This is a genomic window from Nocardioides sp. Root1257 (assembly GCF_001425175.1).
GTDB lineage: Bacteria > Actinomycetota > Actinomycetes > Propionibacteriales > Nocardioidaceae > Nocardioides.
The window spans coordinates 142,685-168,230 of the sequence record NZ_LMDV01000015.1; the positions used below are offsets into that span (position 1 = coordinate 142,685).

Sequence of the window (25,546 nt, forward strand, 5' to 3'; positions counted from 1 at the left end):
AATCAACGTAGATAAACTAATCTGCGAATAGACCTCCGCGCTACCGAACGCGGTTCCGATGCACCGCCGGTCCGTATCGCTCAGTGACCGCGGTGCCGCGTGGCGCAACTCAGGCGCGAGGAAGTCCTTGCGCCGCGCTGGCGCGCGCCCTTGACCCAGGACCCAGGACCCAGACAGACGGGACGCAACATGACCGCCACACCAGACCAGTCCCAAGCCGACACGGCCGCGACCGACGAAGCGGTCAATGAGGATGCGCGCAACCCGGAGTACGGCAAGATCTCCGACGAAGCGGTCGCCCGTTTGCGGCGGCGTCTCGGCAAGGTAGTGCCGATCCGCTACCCCTACTTGCGATACGTCAACCAGGACAGCATCACTCACGTCGCCCGTGCCATCGGCGATATGAACCCCCTGTTCATTGACCCCGGCTACGCAGAGAGCACCCGGTACGGAAGCTTGGTTGCGCCGCCCGCGATCCTCTACGCGGCAGCGTGGGGAAGTCTTGACCTCCGCCACGGACAGGGCCTTCCCGGCGTCCACGGCTTCCACTCGGGCGATGGCTGGCGACTCCTGCGTCCGATCCTGGCCGGTGACGAACTTCGCGCCACCAAGGAACTGGTCCGAGCAGAGCCGATGACCGGACGCTACGCGGGAAAGAAGATGTTTCTCCAGGTCGAGGAGCTTCGCTACTACAACCAGCGCGACGAGCTGGTCGCTATCCAGGACTTCCCGATCATCCGGGCCGAGCGCGAGGCGGCCAAGTCGCGCGGCACCAATACCGAGCTGCAGAAGGCCACCTACACGGACGAGCAAGTCGCGGAACTGGACGCCGAGCTCGAGCGCGAGGTGCCGCGGGGTGGTGAACCCCGGTACTGGGAGGACACCGAGATTGGTGACCCTGTGGATTCGGTCCTGAAGGGCCCCCTGACTCTGCCCGACATGGTCACCTGGTTGATGGCCATCGGCTCGCCCCACGTGCGGACCGGCAAGTATTGGATGGAGTACCGCAAGACATCCCCGAAGGTCTCGGTCAAAGACCCCAAGTCCGGACTGCCGCAGGCCATCGAGCGCGTCCATTGGGACGACTACATGGCTAGTGAGATCGGGCTCCCGGCCGCGTACGACTACGGCTCCCAACGTGGTGCCTATGCCCTGTACTGGGCCACGAACTGGGTTGGCGACGCTGGCTGGGTGGCGAAGATGGACTACCAGTTCCGTGGCTTCTTCTTCAACGGCGACCACTTCCGGATCGCCGGCGAGGTCACCGACAAGTGGCGGGGCGCGACCACTGGAACCGGCTACGTCAGCGTCCGGTTCAGCTCGATCAACCAGCGTGGCACCGACATCATGCCGGGCACGGGCGTTTTCGCCCTGCCCTCGCGGTCGGACGGGCCATTGAGCTTCCCGGTCGACGTGGACGCCGACGGCCGCGCCTGAGCACCTCGTACCAGGAGAAGGAATTCAGATGCCAACAGTTGACTACGAAATCAACGAGCACGTCGCCACGATCACCCTCGACGACCCCGCCCGACGCAATGCGCTCGACGTTGAGTCGGCGCTGCGTATCATCGAGATCTGCGACGAGATCGCGAAGAATTCCACCATCGGAGCCGTCGTCGTACGCGGTGCCAACGGCACGTTCTGCTCCGGTGCCGCGCGGGAACTTCTCGCCAATGCCGGTCAGGACCCGGCCGAGGACGAGAACTTCGAGAGTATGGGGCTCGTCTACGAGTCGTTCGTCCGAATCGGCGAACTTCCCGTGCCGACTGTCGCCGCTGCATGCGGAGCTTCGGTCGGCGCAGGCGTGAACCTCCTCCTCGCCACGGATCTTCGGATCGTTGCCCTAGACGCTCGAATCATCACGGGGTTTCTCAAGCTCGGCATTCACCCGGGCGGTGGTCACTTCACGTTGCTCAGCCAGCTCGTTGGTCGTGAGGTCGCAACCGCAGTGGGACTTTTCGGCGAGGAGATCTCGGGCGCCAAGGCAGAAGAGCTCCGGATCGCCTGGCAGGCCCTTCCAGCCGATGAGGTCGAGCCCCGGGCTGATGAGCTCGCGCGCACGGTCGCCCGAGACCCAGCGCTGGCGCGAAAGGCTGTGGCGTCACTTCGAGTCCAGAACGCACGACCCGGCATTCCGTGGGCGGCCGGCCTGGCCCTCGAACGTCCCGCCCAGATGTGGTCCCTGCGCCGCAAGCACGGAGGGACGACACCGTGACCACCAACACCGCGATCACCGTCTGGGGTGACGAGGCCGGCATCGAAATGATCGACGGCGTCGCCTTTCGGATGTACGCGCAGCGCCCACACAGAGTGTCCGAGATCCTCACCCTCGCCGACCGGTGGGGGTCACGCGTCCACCTGATCCAGGGCGACCGCAAGGTCACGTTCGCGGAGCTCACGACATCCGTGGAGAACAAGGCGAAGTACCTCACCGCCCGAGGAATCGGCAGAGGTCACCGGGTTCTTCTGCTCGGGTGGAACAGCCCCGACTGGATCGTGAACTTCTGGGCCTGCACATTGGTGGGTGCCGTCCCCGCGCTCGCCAACGCATGGTGGAGCGCCGGCGAAGTGTCGGATGCGATCTCTCTTCTGGACCCCGCTATTGTGCTCGCCGACGTCAGCGGGACGCGGAAACTTCCCGCCGAAGCAATCACGGGGGAGTGGGCGGCTGCCGGTGTCGAAGACTCCGACGACAGTGCCTTAGGCAGGGACCTAGTAAGCACCGTGTCGGAGAACGACCCGGCAGTAATCATCTTCACCTCCGGCACGGGTGGAGCCCCGAAGGCAGTCGAGCTATCGAATCGATCGCTGGTCGCCAACCTGCAGATGCTGCTGAACATGACGCACCGTCTGCCTCACGAGGTCACGGACGATGCCGGTGAGGTTGTCCTCCACACTGGTCCGCTGTTCCATGTTGGCGGACCGCAGATGCTGATGCGATCGGTCGCCGTCGGCAACACCATCGTTCTGCCCGCGGGTCGGTTCGACCCCGCCGAGGCCCTCGACCTCATCGAGCTCCACCAGATCTCTCGGTGGGCAGCAGTGCCGACCATGGTTACTCGCCTGCTCGACCACCCCGACATCCCGACCCGGGACGTCGGCAGCCTGCGCTCCGTCACGATCGGCGGGGCGCCCGTCCACCCAGAGCTTCTCGACCAGATCAGCCGCACTCTGCCGGCGGTCCGCACGGGCGTCCCCACGGGCTACGGCCTGACTGAGAACTGCGGCCAAGCCACGGCTGCGTCCGGGCGCGAGACAGTTAAGCACCCTGGCACGGCTGGACGTCCCCTCCCTCTCGCCGAGCTGAAGTTTGTCCCGGTCGAGGGGATGCCAGACGCCGAGATCCTGGTGCGCTCTCCCACTCAGATGACGCGCTATGTCGGGACCGACGAGTCGCCGATCGACGACGAAGGCTGGCTGCACACCGGTGACCTTGGTCGGTTGGACGACGGCGGACGTCTCTGGATCACGGGACGCTCGAAGGATCTCATCATCCGCGGTGGAGAGAACATCGCACCAGCCGCGGTCGAGCGGGCTCTGACGGGCATCCCAGGCGTGACCGAAGCAGCCGTCGTCGGCGTCCCGCATGCTGACCTGGGGGAGGAAGTCTTCGCTTTTGTTGTTATCTCCGACCTCACCCTGACCGCCGAGAACCTACGCGCACGGCTCTCGGGCTCCCTCGCCTCTTTCGCGGTGCCCACCCATTGGAGCGTGAGCCAGGACCCGCTTCCGACCAACCACACGGGCAAGGTCGACAAGCCTGCTCTAGCCCGACGGGCAGCTGACCGCTAGTGCCATCCGCGATCCGCCGCTCGAGCGCGCCCCGCAGTTCCAACTGGACCAGTCGTGTCTGAGGTCCCGAGCTTCAGGCACGTCACCCCGGCGTTCAGAGTGCTCAGCGGTGAGGGCGCTCTCGATGCGCTCGCCGCGGAGTTCGACCGTGCGCGGTGTCGGCGCGTGGTCGTTGTCTGTGGGGCCTCGATGCTTGCCCACCCCCGCGTGCTGGAGCGCATCGCATCCGTGCTTGGCGACCGACTGGCCGGGCAGTTCGGCGGCGTCAAGGAACACAGTCCGGTGCCGGTCGTTCAAGCAGCCGCTGACCTCCTCGCAGATGTCGAAGCCGACGCTGTCCTAGCAGTGGGCGGCGGCTCGGCCATCGTCACTGCTCGCGCGGCTTCGATCCTGCTGGCCGAGAGGAGAGACGTCCGAGACATGTGCACCCAATGGGGCTCAGACGGGCGTCTGATCAGCCCCAGGCTCATCGCGGCCAAGCTCCCCATCTGGATCGTGCCGAGCACCCCAACCACCGCATACGCCAAGGCGGGGAGCGCGGTGCGGGATACCTCCACTGGCGAGCGGCTCGCGCTGTACGACCCCAAGACTCGGGCCCAAGGTGTTGTCTTCGACCCCGAGGTCGCGATGTCGGCGCCCGTCGAACTCGTACGCGGGTCAGCGCTCAACGCGATGTGCATGTCCGTCGAGTCGTTCCAAGGCTCATCCGACCCGCTGGCGGACGCGCTCCTACTCCACGCCCTTCGGGAACTGACTGAGTTTCTGCCACGACTACACGATGAACCGGACGACCCGTCGATACGGCTGCGGCTCATGCTCGGCGCACTATTGGCAGGACAAGGCAGCGACTATGTCGGCGGGGGTCTAGCACAGGCACTCGCGCACTCGGCCGGTCCTCGCTCTTCGGTGTCGAACGGCGTTGTCGAGTCGATCCTGCTACCGCACACAATGCGGTTCGCCGAACCTGCGACCCCAGGTCGATTGGCTGCGGTCACTAGGGCGATCCACGATCGCGGCTTTCCTAGCGTGGCCTCAGAGGACAACGAAGCGCGCCTGCGGTCGGCGCCGGACGCCATCGACGAGCTCTGTCGGCACATGGCAGTCCCACGTCGCCTTCGTGACGTCGGGGTCCATCAGGGCGCACTCGATGAGATCGCGGAACACGCCCTCGGTGACTGGACTCTCACCCGGATCCCTCGGCGGGCCGGACGCAGCGAGCTCCTGACTGTCTTGCAGGAAGCGTGGTGAACAGGTGACGACCCAAGAGACCGAGGAACACACGATGACAGCACTATCCGGTGTCAAGGTGATCTGCATCGGGCAGTTCTACTTCGCGCCCTACTGCTCGATGCTTCTTGCTCGACTAGGCGCCGACGTGATCAAGATCGAGGCGCCCGAGGGCGACCCGTACCGACGGCTGCCGACTACCGTCGACAACACGTCGGTCCAATTCACCATGCTCAACGCGGGCAAACGCGCCATGCGACTCGATCTCAAGAGCGAGCGCGGGCAGGAGGTCGCTAGGCAACTGGCCTCGCAGGCAGACGTTCTCATCCAGAATCTCTCGCCGGGTGCGATGGAGCGGTTTGGCCTCGGCTACGAGGAGCTGAGCTCACTGAACCCCCGCCTCATCATGGCGTCGGGAACGGGGTTCGGATCATTCGGACCTTACGCCGGCGAGCCCGCAATGGATCTGACCATCCAAGCGCGATCAGCGGTGATGAGCACCACCGGCTTCATGGACGGAGCTCCCGTCAGGACCGGTCCCTCGGTCGTGGACTTCATGGCCGGCGCACACATCTTCGGCGGGGTCATGGCAGCGCTCTACCAGCGAGAGCACACCGGCCGTGGCCAGCACGTCGAGGTCGCGCTTCAAGACGCGATCCTTCCCTCGCTTACCTCCAACATCGCGGGCCTCATCAGCAGCCATGGCACCGTCCCGGAGCGCACCGGCAACCGTCACGGCGGCTTGGCGGTCGTCCCGTACAACTCCTACCGGACGCGCGACGGCTGGGCGACGGTGCTATGTCCAACGCAAGGACACTGGCAGCGGCTCTGCGAGGTCATGGACGACCCCGACGCCAAGCTCGAGCGGTTCAGCACCATGGCAGGTCGGTGCGCCCACTCCGATGAGGTCGATGTCATCGTGGAGCGGTGGACCAGTGGTCTCACCAAGAACGAAGTCACTCAAGCCTTGGCCGGAACGGGCATCCCCAACGCACCGGTCGTGACGCTCCCGGAACTCATGGAAGATCCGCACGTCGCCACCCGTGGCATCCTCCGTCAGATGCAGGACACGGCCGGGCCCTGGTTGACACTCGGCAGCCCCGTGTTCTTGTCCGACTCGCCGATGGTGGAGCCCTCGCGAGCACCGGCGCTGGGCGCCGACACAGACGACATCCTGCGTGGCGACCTCCACATGTCGGACGAGCAGATCCAGGAGCTACACGCGAGCGGTGTTGTCTAGCCGAATAGAGATTGAGTCTGCCGAAATCCAACAAGCCAGACGGAGGAAACATGGCCAAGTCCACCAGCCCCGCCGCCGCCCTCATCGGCGACTTCGCTCCAAAGATCGTCGAACTCACGGAGGGTGTGCTCTTCAGTGATATCTGGGAGCGCCCGGGACTCTCCAAGCGTGACCGCAGCCTCATTACGGTCGCAGCTCTCGTGACTCAGTACCGGCCCGAGCAGCTGACGGGGCACATGAAGCGAGCCGTCGAGAACGGTGTCACCGTCGAGGAGTTGGTCGAGACAATGACCCACCTCGCCTTCTACGCGGGCTGGCCTGGCGCCATGTCGGGGATCCTCGCCGCGAAGGCACTCTTCGATCCCGCCGGTCACGTCCCATCCGAGTGACTCTCCGCAATCACAATCAAGGAGAACGAGTCGTGCCAGTTCGCCCCCATGAGGATGCCTCCGCCGCGATCGCGCGTGCAGCCGCTTCCTGGACATTCGAGGACCTCGCGCCCGCCACCGTCGATGCCGCCAAGCGCGGAATCATCGACACGATCGGTGTGAGCCTGGCCGCGACTGGCCCAGCGGGCGCCGACGTCGCCCCGGTCCGAACCTGGCTGGAGGACCTCAGAGCGCCCGGCGGCGTACCGGCGCTCGGCTACGGATGGCCATTGACCAGCCAGGACGCCATCTTCTGGATGGGGGCGCTCTCGCACGCCCTCGACTACGACGACTACGCCGACATCGTCCACCCGTCGGCGCCAGTTGTGAGTGCTGTGCTTCCCCTCGCGCAGGTCACCGCGCCCATCGACGGTCGACGACTGCTCGTCGCCGTCGCCGTAGGGCAGGACCTTGTGGCGCGCATCGCACTTTCGCTGCGAAAGTCGCTCGCCGATTTCGGTTGGCTTCCGGCACTCCCAGGCACCCTCGGTGCGGCACTAGGTGCAGCGACAGTTCTCGGCCTCGACGAGGTCCGGACGCGAAACGCGCTCGGACTTGCACTGCACCGCACTAGCGGCACCATGGAAGCTCTCACAGGCGTGGGGTCCGCATACCGAGCCGTCAGAGAAGGCTTCGACGCACAAGCCGGAGCGGCAGCAGCCGAACTCGCAAAGCGGGGAATGCGAGGCGATCCCAACAGCTTCGACGGCGAATTCGGCCTGTTCCCTCAGTTCTTCGACAACGACTACGACCGTGATTTTTTCCTTGCCGGCGTTGGTCAAGAACTGCTGGGGCCACGGATCACGTTCAAACCGTGGCCATGCGCAGGTCACACCCATCTCTACCTGACGGCGATATCCGAGATGCAGCAACAGGCTCCGATCGCATACAAGGACATCCGTCGGGTGGTGGTGATCGGCGGCAGCAAGGTGCTCGAACAGCAGTGTGAGCCCAGCGCGCTTCGGACCGCACCGCCACACAGCATCGACGCCAAGGTCAGCATCCCCTTCCTCGTCGGAAAAATGCTCCGACACGGCACGGTCAAACTCGATGACTTTTCGGCCCAGGGACTGCGGGACCAAGATGCAATCGACATCGCCAACCTCGTCGAGTGGCGACTGGACCCCGCCTTCGGTCGGGTCGACGAAGGCTTCGGGCCTGCTCGGGTTGAGGTCCTGATGGCCGACGGAACCACCCGCTCCAATCGGGTAGAACAGAGCCTTGGTCATCCACAGAAGCCGTTGCCGTGGAGTCAGCTGGTCGAAAAATTCCACGACTGCCTCGCCGTATCCGACGCGCGAATCCCCATGACATCCGCGCAGGCAGTCGTCGACCTAGTCGACGACCTTGAGAACGTCGAAGACGTCCGGCAAGTAATGCGGCACTTGGTTTCGCCGAACTCCCCAGCACGCAGTCATGTCGAGCGCTGAGACGTTCCCGTAACCCTTTGAGTAGAAGGTGTTGAGGATCAGTCGAGTGACAATCACCTTCAGCCAAGAATTGAACCTTTCGTCGGACCAACCTGCGCGAGATCCGCACGGCGACCTGCCCGGCCCAGACAGTGAACCGACATGGCCCCGGAATCAAGTGCGCTGACCTGAGACCATTCTCCCGCCCTCGAGACAGGAGTCATCGTGGCGAAGCCTGTGATGTTTCGAAAGCAGAGCGGTACGTCCATCGAACTGCTGATCCCGGCTCCTGCTGCGGCGAGCCAGTGGGCAGCGCGAACCACGATGCGCGGTATGGCCGTGAGCGCTGCGATGGCACGTGGGGCAGAGCAAATGATCGACCTGGCCCCCGGATTCCAGCCCGTTCGATGGACAGCCGACCTCTTCAGGCCAGTGCCGATGCGTCCGTGCTCGGTACGGGTGGAGGTTCTGCGATCAGGCAGGCGGTTGACTCTGGCCGAGGTCGAGTTGGTCCAAGAGGACCAAGTGATGGCCAGAGCGAGAGCCCTGTTCATCGCCGGAGCTGAAGCTGCCGAGGAAGCCGCCTGGCAGCCTGAGCGCCAGGTCGCGGTACCGCCTGTTGAGCTCGAACCGAACGCGCCGGAGAACAGGTTGTACTTCAGTGAGAATGAGGGGTGGTCGACGTACGCAGCTGCTCACAGCAACCTGTCGAGGAAGCAGATCTGGCACTTCCCCTTCTCAGTGATCGAGAACGAGACGCCGAGTCCATTCCAACTTGCCGCCGGCGTGGCTGACATGGCCAGCGTCGTCTCGCATTGGGGGAGCGACGGCGTCCCCTACATCAACGCAGACATCACGCTCGCGATGGCTCGACCACCGACGGGGCTGATGATCGGTGCCGCTGGTCTCGAACGAGTCGCCAGCGATGGGATCGCGGTCGGCACTGCGCTGATGCATGACCGCGCCGGTGTTTTCGGAACAGCCACCGTCTGTGGCCTGTGGAACGGTGACCGACGAGTGAACCCCGCCGGCCGAGACGAGCGTCCGGAGATCGGTACCTGACCAGGGTCAGGGTGGTGGACAGTTTCCCCGGCAATGTTCACATCGACGGGGTCGCATGCACTGACGCGCGACCAGACTCTCGAGATCGCGAGCACCCGCGTCGCGCTCGGGACCGGAGTCGGCACGTCGTTCTCCACTATTTGGTCTAGAACCGAGTTGCCTCGGAGGTAGTGCTTGACGGCTTGCGGGCCGCGTCCTAGATTAATGTCTAAGAATGGATCGGAGTCCAAATCGCTCGGCGCACCACTAGCCGAGCTAATTCGCTAGGACGCCGCCACTCGCTCGGCTGAGACCAGCAGGGTCGCGGGGTCGTCGCCGTCTGAACCTTCGGGTTCCACGAGCTCGGAACCGACTGAACGGAGAGACAAAGTGGAGTACGCCCGTCTGGGTTCGAGCGGCCTGCAGGTCTCAAGGGTCTGTTTGGGCGGAATGACCTACGGCGACATCGACCGTGGGAACCACGAATGGACCTTGCCGTACGACCAAGCCGAGCAGTTCATTAGGCAAGCGCTCGACCTTGGGATCAACTACTTCGACACCGCCAATTTCTACTCGCTTGGATCGAGCGAGGAGATCTTTGGCAAGGCATTGCTGAGCATGTCCCGGCGTGAGGACGTCATTATCGCGACGAAGGTCGCGATGCCCATGGGATCTGGGCCGAACGATGCGGGCCTTTCCCGTGGTGCCATCCTCACGCAGGTCGACGCGAGTCTAAAGCGACTGGGCACGGACTACATCGACCAGTACATCGTTCATCGGGCGGACCCACTCACGCCGTGGGAGGAGACGATGCAGGCGCTTGACGACCTGGTGCGAGCCGGGAAAGTTCGGTATCTAGGCGCTTCCAGCATGTACGCGTGGCAACTCGCGAAGTCGCTGGCAGTCTCTGACCGACATGATCTCGCGAGCTTCGCGAGCATGCAGAATCACTACAACCTCCTCTATCGAGAGGAGGAGCGTGAAATGATCCCTCTGTGCCTTGACGCGGGTTTGGGCCTTACCCCCTGGAGCCCGTTGGCACGCGGCCGCCTCGCGCGCGGTCCCGAGGATGTAACGAATCGCGCCCGCCTCGATCAGACCGATCGCGACGAGTACTTCGACGGGCCCTCGCAGGGCATCCTCGTCGCCGTCGAAAAAATCGCCGAAGAGCGTGGCGTCCCACGAGCGCAGGTAGCCCTCGCTTGGCTTCTCGGGCGGACTGGTGTCACGTCGGCGGTTGTCGGAGCGACGAAGTCGCATCATCTGGAGCATGCGGTTGCGGCCTTGGATATTCGGCTCGAAGACAGCGAAATCTCTAGGCTTGATGCCGGTTACGCGCCCCGTCCCATCAATGGCCACTGAGGTGTCGGTCGATCATGCCCGGGCGATGGGCGCACTCGAGCCGGGAAGTCGACTGCAGGCGCTTAGCATCGATCGCCGCAGGCCCGGGGCGCGGGATGTCCAAATCGACATCGCGTTCTGCGGCATCTGTCATTCGGACCTGCATCACGTCGACGACGACTACGGGCGAAGCAAGTATCCGCTGGTCCCTGGACATGAGATCGTAGGCACCGTCTCGGCAGTGGGCAGCGACGTAGAGCGTTTCGCGGTCGGTGACGTGGTCGGCGTCGGTTGCATGATCGGTTCCTGTGGCGCGTGTGACGCCTGTCGTCGAGGGCTCGAGCAGTTCTGTCGTCAAGGTGACATCAAGACCGCCAACGGCACCGACCGAGACGGCTCCCCCACCGCCGGTGGATACTCGCGACGCATCGTGGTGAGTGCCGACTTCGTGCTGCGCGTCCCGCCGGCCATCCCGTTGGAGTGTGCTGCACCTCTTCTGTGCGCAGGAATCACCATGTACTCGCCACTACGACACTGGAAGGTCGGGCCGGGCCGCCGCGTCGCCTTCCTTGGCATGGGCGGCGTCGGCCACGTAGGCGTGAAGATTGCCCGAGCCCTCGGGGCTCACACGACAGTTCTGGACGTCACAGAGGACAAGCGCGAAGACAGTTTGCGCCTAGGCGCTGACGACTTTCGTGTTACGGCGGTCGACGGTTGGACCTCTGGTATCCAGAGGACGTTTGACCTGATCATCTGCACGGTGCCGGCGTCCATCGACATCGACCTCTATCTCGACCTGCTCGCCACAGATGGGACCCTCGTCCTCATCGGCGTGCCCAACCGGCCTCTTGAGGTCTCGGCCATCTCATTGATCTTCAATCGGAGGTCGATCGCCGGTTCGCTGATCGGTGGGGTCGCCGAGACCCAAGAGATGCTCGACTTCTGCGCGCAGCACGGGATCGGCGCAGAGGTAGAGGTAATCGGCGCCGGCGATCTAGATGTGGCGTATGAGCGGGTGAGGGCAGGGGACGTCAAGTTCAGGTTCGTTCTGGACTGCGCCACAATCCCACCATCCGACGGGTCTCAGTTGCCGCCGGCCATCCGACTGCGCGAGGAGTTCTGACATATGTCGCTAGCCGACCAGGTCATTGTCGTTACTGGCGCCGGGTCTGGGCTCGGGGCAGAGATCTCACGTGATCTCCACACTCAGGGAGCGACAGTGGCCGCAATGGATGTCGACGTAGCGAGCGCCCGGGCCACGGTCAACGCAATGGAGAGCGGCTGTGACGCGGTGGCGATCCGTGTCGACATCGCGGAGCGTGGCTCTGTGGAAACAGCTGTCGCCGAAGTCGTTCGCCAGTTCGGCCGGATCGACGCGCTTGTGAACAATGCCGGGATTCACGATGGACGGACCCGGGCCACCGAGACCTCCGATGACCTCTGGAATAGGGTCATCGGGGTCAACCTAACTGGCACCTTCTTGATGTCGCGCGCTGTCATTCCCATCATGGTCGATCTCGGAAGGGGTGCGATCGTCAACATGGCCTCCGTAGCGTCTTCGGTCGCCAACGGTGGGGGAGTCGCCTACACGGCGTCCAAGCACGGCATCCTCGGGCTCACACGACAGTTGGCGTTCGAGTACGGTCCTGCCGGGATCCGTGTCAACGCAGTAGCTCCGGGCGCGATCTGGACCCCGCAGGCGGCCCAGCACGTTGTGCCGGGGTCTCCAGAGGACTTGATGGTGCGCGAGGTTGCGGCAAAGCGCTATGGCCGACCAAGCGAGATCGCCTCAGTGGTCGCGTTCCTCCTCGGTGAGGGGGCTAGCTTCATGCATGGCTCCTCGATCACCGTCGACGGTGGATACACGATGATCTAGACCCCGGCGCTAGTGGGACGTCTCGAACCGGATGTTCGCTACGTCCTGCACGACCGTGTTCCCTGGCGATACTCGGTAGACCCTGGCGGGGTTGTCGAGGAACATCGTGCGGCGCTCGGCCAAGGAGAGGCCGGAGACAAAGTGTCGATAGAGCCCCATGATCACGTCGTAGCTGCTGAACATCCGATCGATCGGCCAGTTGGAACCGATCAGGACCCGGTCAGCGCCAAACGTGTCGACACAATGTTCTACCCAAGGCCTCAGAGACTCGACCGTGAACCTGTGGTCTGCCGTGGCGGCGCCGGAGACCTTCACCGAGACATTTTCGGCCCGCGCCAAGAGCGACATGTTGGCGGCCCAGCCGGCGAACGTCTCGTTGTCGCGGTTGAGCGGACACCCGAGGTGTTCAAGGACGATCTTGAGTCCAGGGTTGTCCTCAGCGAAGCGGAGCGCTCGGGGGAGGTCTTCCCACGCACAGAATAGATCCAGCACCAGATCGCGTTCGGCGAGCAGCCGCGCAGACTCGATCAACGCATCAGGAAAGCTTGCCGCTTGCATAGCCCCGTGCAAGGCGAAGTCACGAACCCCCACGAAATAGGGAGATTCGCAGTGCGCGTCCAACTGCTTGGGTGCCTCAGAGGTCGTGAGATCCACGTGCCCCACGATGGTGAACGGGACCTGTGAGCGGGACTGGTGACGCATCTGCGTGAGCCAGCGCGTCTCCTCGGCAGGATCAGGCCCCGTCGTGGCTTGGATGTGCACGAAGGCGCCGACGTTAGCAAAACGCGCCTCTCCCCACATCGCGTCGATGTCGAAGCGAGCCGACCGGATCGGGTCCAGGTTGCCCAAGATGTCGTCTTCCGCGTCCGACGCGGCCCAGTCGTACCGTGACGTGGTGTCAGGCTTCCTGAGGTCCCAGAAATGGACGTGTGTGTCGACCATCAGTTCGTTGTCCATGGTGCCTGTCCGTGACGTAGAAGATTGCCGTCGGCGAGAGTCAAACGAGCTCGGCATAAACGGCTTGCTCGAAAGATCGGAAGACATCGATCGTGCGGGAGTCGCAGAACGGCATCACCTGTGTCATCAGGACGCCGCCGATGCGTGTTAGCGGATCGACCCAGTAGTGAGTGTTCAAGAAACCTGCCCATGCGAGCGAGCCAGCGCGGCGCATGTCCTCGAGGTCGACTTCGTTTCGCAGGAACGCCGTTGTCCACGTCGCGGGCGACCCGGGTGCCAGCTCCACGTTCTCGGACCAGGGCAGGCTCGAGGTCAAAATTGCCGGCACACGCAGGTCGCCGATCTGGTTCTGCGTCATCGTCTCAACCGCGCTGGTGGACAAGATCCGCTGACCGTCCACCTGCCCGTCGTTGAGAACGAGTCGGAGGAATCGGGCGTAGTCGGGTGCCGTTCCGTAAAGCGCACCCCCAACGCTGTAGGTCTCGGGACGAAGCGGCGGCGCGAATTCGACCGTGCTCAGCGACCCGTCCGCGGAACGTGCCGTCACTGGGGCAATGCGGCCCGCGAGACCGTCAGGTTCAAACACCGTATCGACCATGCCGAGCGGATCCAGGATTTCTGCTCGACAGAAGGCGTCGAGGCTGAGGCCCGACACTCGCTCGATCAACACGCCAACCCAGTCTGGACCTAGGCCGTACATGAACTGCTCGCCAGGGTCGAACATCAGGGGATACTTGAAGGATTCGATGGTGCTCCCGAACGTCGGGCAGTTCGAGATGTACTCGTACGCCTTCTGCTTGACGTGGTAGGTCGCATACGTCAAACCGGACGTGTGAGTCAGCAAGTGGCGAAGCCGAACCGGCGTTCGTGGCGGGCGCATCACTAAGCCGCTTGCGGAGAAATCCTCAAGAACTTGGATCTCCTTGAACTCTGGGACGACCTCCTCTACGACCGTATCCAGGCTGAGCTGACCACGGTCGACGAGCACCAGTGCCGCAGCTGCACCGACCGCCTTCGTCATCGACAACATGACGTAGACCGAGTCGACTTGGGCATCCCTGTTCTCGTCGAACGCGCCCGTTGCGTGCTGCCAGATGTCGCGTTCGGCGTTTGTCACCACCGCAGATGCAAACGGAATGTCGCCCCGCTCCACGCCCGAGTCCAGCACGTCCGCCAGTCGACCCACTTCAGCTCCTTCGTGGACGCAAGTCCATATTTGGTGTTGAATCTAGGCCGTCATTGCTCGTGTGGTCAACACCACGTCCGCCGCGAGCCGCCATGAATTTCTGCGCTTGAGAGTGAGCAAATGAAGACGACGACACTCGGAATCGACGGCCCGGAGGTGGGTGTGATCGGCCTGGGGTGCATGGGCATGTCCTACGCCTACGACACGGCAGCTCCCTCTGACGACGAGCAATCGATTGGCGTCATCCGACGAGCCTTGGACCTGGGCATGACGCTCATCGATACCGCCGACGTCTACGGGCCCTTTGTGAATGAGGAGTTGGTTGGCCGAGCCCTAGCTGGCAACTGGCGGGATCGGGCGATCGTTGCGACGAAGGTCGGCTTCGTCGTGGAGCCGGGCGACTCAAAGTTCGCAGTACCTCCCAGGTTCAACGGACGCCCCGACCATATTCGGCAGTCTCTCGACGGGAGCCTGCGACGCCTTGGCACCGATCGAATCGACCTGTACCAGCTCCATCGCATCGACCCTGACGTGCCGGTCGAGGAATCGTGGGGGGCCATGGCCGAGGCTGTCTCTGCCGGGAAGGTCCGGCACCTTGGGCTCTCTCATGTGACGGTCGAGGAGATCGAGCGTGCTCGGTCCGTCCACCCTGTTGCGTCGGTGCAGTCTGAGTGCTCCCTCTGGACCCGTGAGGTGCTGGCGGACGTGCAGCCCCATTGCGAGCAGCACGGGATTGCCCTCCTTCCCTACTCACCTTTGGGGAGGGGGTTCCTGGCGGGTCGGTTCGCCTCCGTTGCCGACATTCCGGCCGACGACGTGCGCCGCGGGCTGCCTCGCTTCCAAGCGGAGGCCCTTGAGGCCAATCTCGCGATTGTCCAACGAGTCCGCGCGATTGCCGAGCGGCTGGGAGCGTCGCCGGCCCAAGTCGCGCTGGCGTGGCTCGTGAACAAGGGGCGGTTCGTTGTGCCCATTCCCGGGACCAAGACGCCGAAGTACCTGGAGGACAACGCCGGCGGCGGCGCCGTGGAGTTGTCCGCGGACGATATTGCCGAGCTGGATGACCTTCCAGCGCCGCGCGGTGCGCGGGTGTAGGTGTCCGCGGGCAGTCTGAATCGACGCGCCTGTGCCGGAGCGCGATATCGGATTTGGACGCGGATCCAAGAATCCCTTGACTGTGATCGGCGTCTCTTCTAGATTCCAGTCCACAATAGGACTCGGGTCCACTAACGACCATGTCTGGTAGGGGCGCGACGGAACGTTTGCCGTCGGACTTCCTGACGCAATTAGGAGCGTGTGCGGTGAGTCGAATCAACGGACGTAGGGGTGCTATCAGCCTCATGGGCTTGGGACTGGCATTGACGCTTGGTCTCTCGGCGTGTGGAGGCAGCGACAGCTCGGGTGCCGCGGCGCCAGACGGCACGCAGTCGGCGGCTCTGCCTGCGGATGTACCCACGTTGGAGACGCTCTGGACCAAGGGGACTATCGGCGAGCCGCCGACGTCAGGGCCGGCGCCAGAGGCGGGGAAGTCGATCTATTGGATCTCGTGTGGACAGCAAGCGCCCGACTGTGCCGCGAAGTCTGAAGCCGGCAAAGCCGCCGTCGAGGCAATTGGTTGGAAGTTCAACCTGATCGACGGAAACCTGGGGACCGCCGGCGCCTACGCCGACGGCATTCGCCAGGCGATTGCTGCCAAGGCGGACGCGATCGTCCTCGATGCCTTCCCCTGCTCGTCGGTCCAGCAACCTCTCGAGGAGGCGAAGGCGGCGGGCATCAAGGTCGTCGGCATGGAGAACCTCGACTGCGTAGACGCCGACCCGTCTGCGCCCAAGCTCCTGACGGTCGACATGCCGTACAACGAGACGGACACGACGCAGCCGGAGTACTGGGCTGCGTTTGGCCGATTCGCCGCGGACTACATCATCGGTGCCTCCGAGGGCAAGGCGAAGATCATCTTCAATGCGGGCGAGGGTGACCCGCAGAAGGAGTTCCTCAACAACGGCTTCACGGAGGAGCTGAAGAAGTGCTCCGGCTGCGAGATCGTTGACACCGTCAAGTTCACCAACAGTGACAGCGTCCCCAACGGGCCGTGGGTCAACGCACTGCGCGCTTCGCTGCTCCGACACCCGGAGGCGACCGCGGTCATGATTCCGTTCGAGTTCTTCGCGGTCACAGTCGGGGGCGCGCAGGCCATCACTGACGCGGGCCGAAAGATCTGTTCGGGAACCCCTCCGTTCTCCAGTGATTGCGTCATCGGTTTTGGCGGCGTGGGATCTTCAGACGGCTTCGACTTCATCCGCGACGGCAAGTGGACGGCATCCACATCAGTTCGACCCAACGCCTGGGTTGCCTGGGCTGCCGTCGACTCGCTCAATCGCGCGTTCGAAGGTGAGCCTGCAGTCCCGCAGGGTGTCGGCATGATCACCATCGACAAGGATCACAACCTGCCGGCCGAGCCCGGCAGCAACTGGGAGCCCGACGTTGACTACGTGTCCGCGTACAAGTCTGCGTGGGGCGTCAGCTGATCTGACGCGGTGCCACAGGCCTGGACCGGATGGCGGTCGCCCGACTAGGGCGATCGCCGTCCGCGTCTTTTGCCCACAGTGACATTGTCCGTGAACTCATCTGATGAGGAGGCGTGGGTTCTGGTGCCACCAATTCGTGCTTCACGGTTCCGTGATACGGGAAGGCTCGACGCGCTGCTCCCGAATGCTGTGGCCCGCGGTGCGCTCCCCTTCGGTGTGGCAATGGTCGCCAGCGCCGGCCAGGTGGAGTGGCATGACGCCGTCGGAGAAGCCTCCGACGGTAGCCCCGCCACACTCGACACACTCTTCTGCCTGCGCTCCATGACAAAGGCGGTCGGAAGCCTCGCGGCCATGATCCTTGTGGATCGTGGACAACTCGATCTGTCGTCCGCGGTCGTCGACCTGGTGCCCGAGTTCGCCGACGTTCGGGTGCTAGACAGCATGACGCCCCAGGGACCGCGCATGCGAGAGCCGCGTGCCCCGGTCACTGTTAGACATCTCCTCACTCACACTGCGGGGTTCGCCTACAGTGCCTTTGAGGCGAAGCTGTTGGAGTACGAGGTCGCGACGCAGATGGCGACCGTCGAGGACGGGACCGTCGAGTCGCTTAAGTATCCACTAATGTTCGATCCCGGCGAACGCTTCTGCTACGGCATCAGTACGGACTGGTTGGGGCTGGTCGTCGAGCGTGTCGGTGGATCGAAACTGGACGACTTCTGTCGGGATGAAATCTTCGAACCAGCGGGCATGCGCAGCACCGTATTCGAGCTCGACGGCCAAGAGAAGGCCGACCTTGCCGATCTGCGGGTCAGGGCAGCCGACGGCTCGTTCGAGTTGCTCGATTGGAAGCCACCACCACATCCGGAGATCTACGGCATGGGTGGCTGCTTGTATGCGACCGCGCCGGACTACATCCGCTTCCTTCAAATGTTCCTGCGGGATGGGCGCGCCGCAAGTGGTCAAAGGATCCTCTCAACGAACACCTTCCGATTGATGACCGAGAACCAGATCGGTGCGCTCCGTGTTGGGGCTTTCGCGGCAACGGGGCCGCTCTCGGCGCCAGTGGACTTCGCGTCAGGCATCGCGAAGACGTGGACCACCGCTTTCATGAGGACCGAGGAGGACCTGCCGGGCCGACGTGCGTCAGGCTCGCTGTCCTGGTCGGGATTCTGCAACACGCACTTCTGGGTTGACCGGGCATCTGACGTGGCGGCGGTCTTCATGACGCAGACGTTGCCGTGGTGCGAGCCGGAGTTCATGAAGTCTTTCGATGAGTTCGAGTGCGCCGTTTACAGCGCGATACTTCCGGCAAGGCGTTCTCGGCGCCTGGGCTCGGCAAGCGCGGCTCAGCAACACTGATGAGTCTGCAACTTGGGCCCCAAGACGCCCAAGCTTGGACTCTTGTCTAACTTTGGTCTGAGATCTATTGTAATGTGTGTCGCGTCACGCCGCACGTCGTTGGCGGGCTGATCATTTGAGAAACCTCCGGAGCCGGAGTCCTCCCTTGGGTCAACGGCTGCAACACAAGATAAGGAAACCCCGATGGCAAAGACGGCAGAGGTCGGCAACGGCCCGACCGGCGAAGTGGTGGCGGTCTCGAACTCGCCAGTGCAGCCCAAGGTCTCGTGGGTCGGGCGACTGGAGATGGTAGGCGAACGTGCTGGTTTGCCGATCATTCTCGTGGTGGTCGTGGTCTTCTTCAGCCTTTACCCATCCACGTCGGCGACGTTCCCGACGTCGGCCAACATCCAGAACATCCTGGCCAACCAATCAGTCACGGGACTGATCGCCCTGGGAATGGTCATCCCGCTCGTGGCTGGGTTCTTCGACCTGTCCGTTGCCGCTTCTGCCGGCATGTCGAGCGTCACGGTCGCCTCGCTCGTCTCAATCCATCAACAGCCGATCTGGCTCGCGATCATCGCGGGGATTCTCGTGGCTGTCGCCGCGGGGGTCGTGAACGGTGTGCTCGTCGGAGTGCTGCAGCTCAATCCGTTCATCACGACGTTCGGCACCTACATCGTCATCAGCGGCCTTCTGCAGTGGTACACGCAAGGTCAGACGATCCTCAACGGAGTTCCGCCGTCGATGGCGCTATGGGCCTCCGGTAAGTGGCTCGGTGCGCCCCGCGTCTTCTGGGTGTTGATGCTTACCGCTGTGGCCGTCTGGTATCTCCTGCGTCACACGCCCTTCGGTAGGTACCTGGCCGCGATCGGATCGAACGAGAATGCAGCTCGCCTCGCGGGTATTCGTGTCGACAGGTCGGTCTTCATCGCCTTCATGCTGTCGGGCCTGCTCGCGGGTATGGCTGGCGCTCTTCTGACCACCAGGATGGGTACAGCGGACTCAGGCACGGCTCTCTCCTACCTCTTTCCAGCGCTCGCGGCCGTGTTTCTTGGCCAGACGTCGATCAACCCCGGCCAGTACAACGTCTGGGGGACGATCTTCGGCGTCTATCTAGTGGCTGCAGCAGTAGCTGGCTTCACTCTGTTGGGAGCGGCTGCCTGGATCCAGCAGTTGTTCAACGGACTTGCCCTGCTGATCAGCCTGGTCGTGTCGACTTTCACCGCGCGTGCACGCGACCGGCGGGCTCGCTCGCAGGCCGTTTAGCCCGTATTCGGGACCTGCTCGTCTAGCTCTTCCAGCTGGTTGCGGTGTGTCCCTGCGTCCACACAGCGAGGATCGAACGCGTGTGACGGTCGGCGGCCTTCCGGCGTACCTGTACGTAGGCGTCCCGCCATGTTGGCCTCGCGTCGACGTTTGGCTGTGTAACCACACGAAGGGAAATGAATGCGCTTCGAGAACCGGGTCGCCCTAGTGACAGGCGGCGCCCGTGGAATCGGACTGGCCATCGCCGAGCGTCTTGCACAGGAAGGCGCCCGGGTTGTGATCGTCGATCGTGAAGAGACCGTGGGCGAGTTGGCCGCGCAAGACTTACGCTCCCGTGATCATGACGTGGTCTTCGCGCCCGGTGACGTGAGCGACGTCGATTCTGTGGAACGTGTCGTCAACTATGCCCATGAGACGTATGGCGCCATCGACGTCCTAGTCAACTGCGCCGCGCTGATCAATCCCACGCCTATCAGGACGGCTACGCTCGCAGAGGTCCAAGCCGTGCTTTCGGTAAACGTGGGTGGCGTCTTTCTCATGTCTCAGGCCGTCGCGAACTACCTCATCGACAGATCCCGAGGCGGCTCGATCGTCAACATCTCCTCGATTACAGCCGCTCAGGGCGCGCCAGCATTGCTGGCGTATTCAGCCTCTAAGGGCGCGGTGTCGGCGATGACGCGCTCGCTCGCGGTCGGTCTGGCCGACCATGGGATCCGGGTCAATGCGGTGGCTCCGGGCTCGATCGAGACGCAGAAGGCTCGCGAGATCTACGCCGACAATCCCGGTCAGGAGGCGCGCGTGCTATCTCGCACGCCGCTGCGTCGGCTAGGTCATCCAGACGAGGTGGCATCGGTCGTCGCCTTCCTGGCCAGCGACGAAGCCGCCTACGTCACTGGCCAGGTCATCTACCCGGACGGCGGACGACTCGCTTTGGGCTACACGGTGGAACCGCGGCACGGCGCTGATGCGTGAGCAACTGCTTCAGTCGAAGGGGGTGACTGGGCAACACCGTCGGGCTCGCCGACTCAACCATCGTTCAAGCCATCACGACGTGCGGCTCAGGATGGCGATACTTCGCGGCTCGCGTACCTAAGTGATGCCCGCAGTCCCGGGCGGGTAGCCGACAGGCCCCGGGCCGAGCTCGCCGGACTGTCAGCACCGGATGCGAAGTCGGTGACGTTGCGCGAGACGCTGCGGGTCTGGCTGCAGAGCAGCGCTAGCCGTACCGCGACCGCTGAGCAACTCTACATCGCCGTGAACACGGTCTCCTACCGGGTCGCGAAAGCCGGTTACCTGCTCGGTCGCCCGGCCGGGGACCGTTCGGTCGAGACGTTGCTGGCACTCGAGCTCGCGCACTACTTCCCCGACTACCTCACCTGACTTGTCTGCAGGCGAGTAGGGGCTGGCCGGCCGCTCCGGTGAGCGCCGGCCGACCCCATGCCGGCCGACCCCATGCCGGTCGGCTCTTTCGGTGCCGGGATCCAAGGCCCAGTCGGGCTCTGGTGCAACACGCCAAGAAACGGGGGTGTGCCGTGCATCACCAGCAAGCTCGCCGGAGCTGGGTCGAACATCCGTAGACCGCAACCGGAGCGCATGGCAGTCTCCTGGCTGCGGCGACGCCCGGATCACGCAGGCCAAAATGAGAGCCAAACGATCAAGCGCGGTCAGCCGCGATGAGAGCGACGACCCGGGCGCCTGATCCAAGCCTCGACGGGCCATGGCCTGAGGTCAATGAACAAGCAGCCACGATGAGTCCGCTGGTCTGGTGTCGACAACCCGACGACGCGGGGACACTAGATGGTCCGCATCCGCCACGGCCCCGCGCGGTCAGCAGTGCGAACTGCAGCTACGAGACCTCAAGGCCAGTCAACTTCCCGTGCGCCCGGTACTCCTCAAGCATTCCGAAGTAGATCAGGGGGTCTGCAAACCTACCTCCGGAGAACAGTTCCTCGTTCTTGGTAGCGCGCCCCTCGTTGTTGAAGTACCCGGGCGTGCACTCTGCGTGGAACTGGATCAGATCGCGGTTGACGTGCTCGCCGAGGACGGAGATGTAGTCGTCGACCGCATCAACCGTGGGTACCACAACACTGCCCCCGTGGCTCTGTAAGGCACCGATGACGTGGGAGAGCTGGAGCGCTTGCTCCTCAATCGTGTGCGTCGCGTTCACCGCTGCTCCCGTCTGCTGGTTGTTGCCGACGAAGAAGCAGTTCGGGAAGTCGTCGGTCATCAGTCCGAACCACGTTCGAACCTGGGGCGTCCAGTGCTGACTGAGGGATCGCCCGGAAGCCCCAACGGGATCGAAGCCGAGGAGTTCGGTGTAGCTGATGGCTGCCTCGAATCCCGTAGCGAAAATGACGGTGTCAACCTTGTACTCGATGTCGCCGACCAGCACGCCGCTCGGCGTGAACCCATCGACCCCCCTGCCATGCGTGTCAACGAGCCTGACATTCGGGCGCGCGAAGGCGGGGATGTAGTCGTCATGCCAGCCAGGACGCTTGCACATCCAGCGATACCAAGGTTTCAGCGCGCTGGCCGTTTCCGGGTCAGGTACGAACTGGTCGATCCGGTCTCGGACGTGGTTCATCAAACGGTAGTCCAGCAGTCGTCGGGCAGCGTCGAACTCCTCGTCCGTCACGGTGCGCCCAACGCTCGACTCGAGCATGTTTCGCTTCAGCTGGATCTGTTTGTTGAAGTCGGTCCACCCGTCGCCGACCTCGTCGACATCTGGCATTGAGCCCGTGATGTGGCGCTGGAAGTTGACCCGCCGTCGCCGCTGCCAACCTGGCTGCTGATCCTGGACCCAGTCCGGCGGCGTCGGGCAGTTCCCTCGTGGACCGACCGCAGAGGGAGTGCGTTGGAAGACGAGCAGCTCTTCGGCGTACGTAGCCAGGGGCGGTACGATTTGCAGTGCCGTCGCGCCAGTGCCGATCACTCCGACGCGCCTTTCTACCAGCCCTGTTAGGCCTGCCCCTTCAGCGTTTCCACCGGTGTGCTCGTAGTCCCACCTGCACGAGTGGAAGATGTGTCCGCCGAAGTCGCCGATTCCGTTGATCCTGGGCAGCTTAGGCAGACTCTGTCTTCCGGCGGCGATCACCAGGTAGTTGCAGCTGAGATGGTCGCCGCGATCCGTGGTCAACGTCCAGCGAGCGCTGGCCGTTGACCACACAGCGGACTGGACCGTGGTCTGGAAACAAGCTCGGTCGTACAGGCCGTACCTCCGACCGATCGACTGGCTGTACGCGAACAGCTCGTCGGCGTAGGCATACCGGTGCTTAGGTGAGTAGCCCATCTCTTCGAGCATTGGCATGTAGATGTGCGCCTCAATGTCGCACATCGCGCCCGGGTACCGGTTCCAATACCAGGTGCCGCCGAAGTCCCCGGCCGACTCGATGATCCGTACATCGTCGAATCCAGCGCCGCGGAGTCGGGCCGCCGTCACCAGGCCGCCGAACCCGCCTCCGATGATAATCGTGCTGCTGTGGCCGGTGATCGGCTCCCTGTCGATCGGGTCGGTGATCCACGGATCTTCACCGAAGTGCGCGAACGCTCCAGCGGCGCCTGTGTACTGGGCTGAGCCCTCAGATCGCACTCGGAGACGCCGCTCCTGTTCGTAGCGGCAGTAGAGCTCGTCTGGGTTGAAGTCCAGATCGCCGCCTAGCAGGATCCTTGCGACTGCGGGGTCGAGCATGATGGCCTTTCTGCACGCCGAGTCGGGACGACGTGGCGGACGGCATCGGTAAGAGCCCTGACGCGCTGATGTGCGGGTCAAGCGGTGTAGATCAGCTCGTTGAGATGCTGTGCGTTGGCGTCTTCGCCGGCGACGGTCGCCACGATGCGCCCTTCCTGCAGGACGACGGCGCGATCGACAACCTGAGCGAGCTCCTCGAGGTCTGAGGTCACCATGATGGCGGCGCCGCCTGCGTCCGTGACCGCCCTGACCGCTGCGTAGATGTCGGCGCGAGACCCGACATCAACGCCCTGCGTAGGCTCGTCCAAAAGCAGGAGGATGGGTTCGCGCCGCAGCCAGCGTGCAAGGATTGCCTTCTGCTGATTGCCGCCCGACAGCGCGCTCATCGCAACGGATCCGTTCGGGGCCTTCACGCGGAACGAGGAGCGTAGTTCGTCCGCGCGCTTCTTCATCGCGCGGCGCCTGAACCAGCCGCTCCAGTAGGAGGCAAGGACGCTAACGTTCATGTTGTCGTCCAGAGTCAGGTCCGCGAACGAGCCACCGCTGACGCGGTCCTCTGGAATCATTACGACGCCGGCGGCAATAGCCTGCGAGTTCCGACGGAACGAGACGGGTCGCCCTCGCAGGGTCATCGTCCCTGAGCGGTGTGGGAGATCCCCCCACATTGCACGAAGCAACTCAGTTCGCCCAGAGCCGAGCAAACCGGCCACACCTACAATCTCACCGGGGTAAACCATGAGATCTACGCCGCGGATCGGACCCGCCTCCAACCCCTGGATCGTCACGACAGGCTCGGCTCCTGTTGGCCTTGTCGTTGCACGCCGACTGGTGTCAACTGCTCGACCGACGATGGACTCGATGAGTTCCGCCTCGGTCAGGAGCGAGGTTCGGTGCTCCGCGGTCACAGCGCCGTCGCGGAAGACGGTCACGCGATCAGTGACCGCCATGACCTCATCGAGTCGGTGGCTCACGAAGACCACCGCGTGACCGCGCTCGGCCAGCCGACGGATCGCCTCCAGCAGGATCTTCACCTCGTGTGCCGGGAGGGCGGCCGTCGGCTCATCGAGGATCACCACGGCCTTCTCGCCCTCGACGTCCTGAAGTGCTCGTGCGATCGCGATCTGCGTACGAGTGGCGACCGGCAGATGGGTGAGGAGCGTGTTCGGATCGACGTTGATGTCGAAACGCTCCATCTGCTGCACAGCACGTCGACGGGCCTCCCGCCACTGAACTCTGCCGAACCTCGACGGATACTCCGAGCCGAGCATCATGTTCTCGATGACACTGAGCTCGGGGAACACCGCTAGGTCTTGGTGGACAACCCGCAGCCCGAGTTGGCGAACGACATCGTGCTTGATCTGGCTAACGTCAAGGGTCTCTCCGCCGATCTGGACGGTGCCTTCATCGCCGTCTACTACACCGCACAGCACCTTAATGAGTGTGGATTTGCCGGAGCCGTTTCCTCCGACGAGTGCGTGCACTTCACCGTGCCGAACTTCCATGTCCACGCCTTTCAAGGCACGGACTCCGGGGTACGTCTTGTACACGCCCTGCACTGACAGTGCGACCGACTGTTCCGACTCGTCGGCGGTTCTGACGGCATTGTCCGTGGTCATCGGCATTCCTTCATGCGACGTAAAACTTGCATCTGGACTGGAATCTATAATTGGACAGTAATCTATGTCGCCGGTCACATCTCGTCAACCAACCGACCCGACGACGCTAGGCCTCCGGGATCTCCTTCAGGTGGGTCATCGCCGTGAATGCTGCAGGCCATCCCGCGTAGAACGCCAGGTGAGTGATGACGTGAGCGAGTTCCTCCTTGGTCACACCGTTCTCGATCGCACGCGTCAAGTGGTGGTCGATCTGGTCAGTGCGATAGAGCGACACGAGCGACGCGACCGTGATCAGGCTGCGTTCGCGGGGCGAGAGGGCTGGGTCGCCCCATGTGTCTGTGTAGAGGAGACCGTCAGTGATCGCGGCAAAGTTCGGCGCCACATCTCCCAGTCGTCGCGTCGCCTCACCAGTGGGTTGTGATGGCTTCTGCTCCGTCATGCTTCCGTCCTGTCTGTTCGATGGGCGCACTGGTGACGCCACGATTGGTTAGGTTGGGTTGTGGGCCGTTGGCTTGGTAAGCCCGGTCCCAAGATCGACGTCATGCGAGCAATGGGAGTACTGCTGAACACGGCGGGGAAGGCCGAATCCCGTTCTTGAACGTCGGTCAGACCTATG

At 63.6% G+C, this 25,546-nt stretch carries 22 protein-coding genes; 17 read left to right on the plus strand and 5 right to left on the minus strand.

Annotation, left to right across the window (positions count from 1 at the left end; all coding sequences use genetic code 11):
* Positions 1-189 precede the first annotated feature (189 nt).
* The 11 genes from ASC77_RS25720 (at position 190) to ASC77_RS25770 (ending at position 12,354) form a co-directional block, all read left to right on the plus strand.
* Positions 190-1,437 carry an FAS1-like dehydratase domain-containing protein gene (locus ASC77_RS25720; protein WP_056160153.1) on the plus strand — a complete coding sequence of 416 codons (1,248 nt, stop codon included), beginning with the start codon at positions 190-192 and terminating at the stop codon, positions 1,435-1,437.
* 28 nt (positions 1,438-1,465) lie between these two features.
* Positions 1,466-2,215, plus strand: a complete 750-nt coding sequence (locus ASC77_RS25725) for an enoyl-CoA hydratase/isomerase family protein (protein ID WP_056160155.1) — start codon at positions 1,466-1,468, stop codon at positions 2,213-2,215.
* Entirely contained in the window at positions 2,212-3,792 is a 1,581-nt protein-coding gene (locus tag ASC77_RS25730; RefSeq protein WP_200945139.1) for a class I adenylate-forming enzyme family protein, read from the plus strand. The genes ASC77_RS25725 and ASC77_RS25730 overlap by 4 nt, the downstream gene beginning before the upstream one ends.
* Positions 3,793-3,846: 54 nt before the next feature.
* Positions 3,847-5,040: an iron-containing alcohol dehydrogenase family protein gene (locus ASC77_RS25735; protein WP_056160158.1), complete on the plus strand. Its 1,194-nt coding sequence runs from the start codon at positions 3,847-3,849 to the stop codon at positions 5,038-5,040.
* A 4-nt stretch (positions 5,041-5,044) separates the two neighbouring features.
* Positions 5,045-6,259: a CaiB/BaiF CoA transferase family protein gene (locus ASC77_RS25740; protein WP_200945140.1), complete on the plus strand. Its 1,215-nt coding sequence runs from the start codon at positions 5,045-5,047 to the stop codon at positions 6,257-6,259.
* A 50-nt stretch (positions 6,260-6,309) separates the two neighbouring features.
* The gene (locus tag ASC77_RS25745) at positions 6,310-6,648 is read left to right on the plus strand and encodes a carboxymuconolactone decarboxylase family protein (RefSeq protein ID WP_056160160.1); all 339 of its coding nucleotides are present in this window, start codon (positions 6,310-6,312) and stop codon (positions 6,646-6,648) included.
* A gap of 32 nt (positions 6,649-6,680) precedes the next feature.
* Positions 6,681-8,117, plus strand: a complete 1,437-nt coding sequence (locus tag ASC77_RS25750; protein ID WP_056160163.1) for an MmgE/PrpD family protein — start codon at positions 6,681-6,683, stop codon at positions 8,115-8,117.
* A gap of 204 nt (positions 8,118-8,321) precedes the next feature.
* Entirely contained in the window at positions 8,322-9,158 is an 837-nt protein-coding gene (locus ASC77_RS25755) for an acyl-CoA thioesterase domain-containing protein (protein ID WP_156391300.1), read from the plus strand.
* Positions 9,159-9,527: 369 nt separating this feature from the next.
* Positions 9,528-10,499 (plus strand): aldo/keto reductase, encoded by a 972-nt coding sequence (locus ASC77_RS25760; RefSeq protein WP_056160169.1) that lies wholly within the window; start codon positions 9,528-9,530, stop codon positions 10,497-10,499.
* Positions 10,489-11,601 carry an NAD(P)-dependent alcohol dehydrogenase gene (locus ASC77_RS25765; RefSeq protein ID WP_082575333.1) on the plus strand — a complete coding sequence of 371 codons (1,113 nt, stop codon included), beginning with the start codon at positions 10,489-10,491 and terminating at the stop codon, positions 11,599-11,601. Before ASC77_RS25760 ends, ASC77_RS25765 begins: the two co-directional genes overlap by 11 nt.
* A 3-nt stretch (positions 11,602-11,604) precedes the next feature.
* On the plus strand, positions 11,605-12,354 hold the full coding sequence (locus tag ASC77_RS25770; protein WP_056160172.1) for an SDR family NAD(P)-dependent oxidoreductase: 750 nt from the start codon (positions 11,605-11,607) through the stop codon (positions 12,352-12,354).
* A 9-nt stretch (positions 12,355-12,363) separates the two neighbouring features.
* Here ASC77_RS25770 and ASC77_RS25775 read toward each other — a convergent pair whose 3' ends face one another.
* Together ASC77_RS25775 and ASC77_RS25780 are read right to left on the minus strand one after the other, a co-directional pair.
* Positions 12,364-13,311 carry an amidohydrolase family protein gene (locus tag ASC77_RS25775; protein ID WP_056160173.1) on the minus strand — a complete coding sequence of 316 codons (948 nt, stop codon included), beginning with the start codon at positions 13,309-13,311 and terminating at the stop codon, positions 12,364-12,366.
* Between the two features lie 40 nt (positions 13,312-13,351).
* Positions 13,352-14,497: a serine hydrolase domain-containing protein gene (locus ASC77_RS25780; protein WP_056160177.1), complete on the minus strand. Its 1,146-nt coding sequence runs from the start codon at positions 14,495-14,497 to the stop codon at positions 13,352-13,354.
* Between the two features lie 120 nt (positions 14,498-14,617).
* Between ASC77_RS25780 and ASC77_RS25785 the strand changes: the two genes are divergently transcribed.
* The 6 genes from ASC77_RS25785 to ASC77_RS25810 all read left to right on the plus strand — a co-directional run bounded on the left by ASC77_RS25785 (position 14,618) and on the right by ASC77_RS25810 (position 21,006).
* A complete protein-coding gene (locus tag ASC77_RS25785) occupies positions 14,618-15,589 on the plus strand; it encodes an aldo/keto reductase (RefSeq protein WP_056160180.1) in 972 nt (323 codons plus the stop codon).
* Positions 15,590-15,840: 251 nt separating this feature from the next.
* Positions 15,841-17,019 carry a sugar ABC transporter substrate-binding protein gene (locus ASC77_RS25790; protein ID WP_162249864.1) on the plus strand — a complete coding sequence of 393 codons (1,179 nt, stop codon included), beginning with the start codon at positions 15,841-15,843 and terminating at the stop codon, positions 17,017-17,019.
* Between the two features lie 90 nt (positions 17,020-17,109).
* The gene (locus ASC77_RS25795) at positions 17,110-18,378 is read left to right on the plus strand and encodes a serine hydrolase domain-containing protein (RefSeq protein WP_162249865.1); all 1,269 of its coding nucleotides are present in this window, start codon (positions 17,110-17,112) and stop codon (positions 18,376-18,378) included.
* 183 nt (positions 18,379-18,561) lie between these two features.
* A complete protein-coding gene (locus ASC77_RS25800; RefSeq protein WP_056160188.1) occupies positions 18,562-19,626 on the plus strand; it encodes an ABC transporter permease in 1,065 nt (354 codons plus the stop codon).
* A gap of 180 nt (positions 19,627-19,806) precedes the next feature.
* Positions 19,807-20,598, plus strand: a complete 792-nt coding sequence (locus tag ASC77_RS25805; RefSeq protein WP_056160191.1) for an SDR family NAD(P)-dependent oxidoreductase — start codon at positions 19,807-19,809, stop codon at positions 20,596-20,598.
* A 201-nt stretch (positions 20,599-20,799) separates the two neighbouring features.
* Positions 20,800-21,006: a helix-turn-helix domain-containing protein gene (locus ASC77_RS25810; RefSeq protein ID WP_056160193.1), complete on the plus strand. Its 207-nt coding sequence runs from the start codon at positions 20,800-20,802 to the stop codon at positions 21,004-21,006.
* 466 nt (positions 21,007-21,472) lie between these two features.
* Here the strand turns inward: ASC77_RS25810 and ASC77_RS25815 are convergent, their stop codons facing one another.
* The 3 genes from ASC77_RS25815 to ASC77_RS25825 all read right to left on the minus strand — a co-directional run bounded on the left by ASC77_RS25815 (position 21,473) and on the right by ASC77_RS25825 (position 25,369).
* Positions 21,473-23,314: a flavin-containing monooxygenase gene (locus ASC77_RS25815; RefSeq protein WP_056160196.1), complete on the minus strand. Its 1,842-nt coding sequence runs from the start codon at positions 23,312-23,314 to the stop codon at positions 21,473-21,475.
* A gap of 77 nt (positions 23,315-23,391) precedes the next feature.
* Positions 23,392-24,930 carry a sugar ABC transporter ATP-binding protein gene (locus ASC77_RS25820; protein WP_056160198.1) on the minus strand — a complete coding sequence of 513 codons (1,539 nt, stop codon included), beginning with the start codon at positions 24,928-24,930 and terminating at the stop codon, positions 23,392-23,394.
* Between the two features lie 106 nt (positions 24,931-25,036).
* On the minus strand, positions 25,037-25,369 hold the full coding sequence (locus ASC77_RS25825; RefSeq protein ID WP_056160203.1) for a carboxymuconolactone decarboxylase family protein: 333 nt from the start codon (positions 25,367-25,369) through the stop codon (positions 25,037-25,039).
* Positions 25,370-25,546: the final 177 nt, after the last annotated feature.

Coding starts and splice junctions, on each gene's coding strand:
- ASC77_RS25720 (WP_056160153.1), top strand. CDS start 190: ATGACCGCCACACCAGACCAGTCCCAAGCCGACACGGCCGCGACCGAC.
- ASC77_RS25725 (WP_056160155.1), top strand. CDS start 1,466: ATGCCAACAGTTGACTACGAAATCAACGAGCACGTCGCCACGATCACC.
- ASC77_RS25745 (WP_056160160.1), top strand. CDS start 6,310: ATGGCCAAGTCCACCAGCCCCGCCGCCGCCCTCATCGGCGACTTCGCT.
- ASC77_RS25765 (WP_082575333.1), top strand. CDS start 10,489: ATGGCCACTGAGGTGTCGGTCGATCATGCCCGGGCGATGGGCGCACTC.
- ASC77_RS25770 (WP_056160172.1), top strand. CDS start 11,605: ATGTCGCTAGCCGACCAGGTCATTGTCGTTACTGGCGCCGGGTCTGGG.
- ASC77_RS25775 (WP_056160173.1), bottom strand. CDS start 13,311: ATGGACAACGAACTGATGGTCGACACACACGTCCATTTCTGGGACCTC.
- ASC77_RS25785 (WP_056160180.1), top strand. CDS start 14,618: ATGAAGACGACGACACTCGGAATCGACGGCCCGGAGGTGGGTGTGATC.
- ASC77_RS25800 (WP_056160188.1), top strand. CDS start 18,562: ATGGCAAAGACGGCAGAGGTCGGCAACGGCCCGACCGGCGAAGTGGTG.
- ASC77_RS25805 (WP_056160191.1), top strand. CDS start 19,807: ATGCGCTTCGAGAACCGGGTCGCCCTAGTGACAGGCGGCGCCCGTGGA.
- ASC77_RS25815 (WP_056160196.1), bottom strand. CDS start 23,314: ATGCTCGACCCCGCAGTCGCAAGGATCCTGCTAGGCGGCGATCTGGAC.
- ASC77_RS25820 (WP_056160198.1), bottom strand. CDS start 24,930: ATGACCACGGACAATGCCGTCAGAACCGCCGACGAGTCGGAACAGTCG.
- ASC77_RS25825 (WP_056160203.1), bottom strand. CDS start 25,369: ATGACGGAGCAGAAGCCATCACAACCCACTGGTGAGGCGACGCGACGA.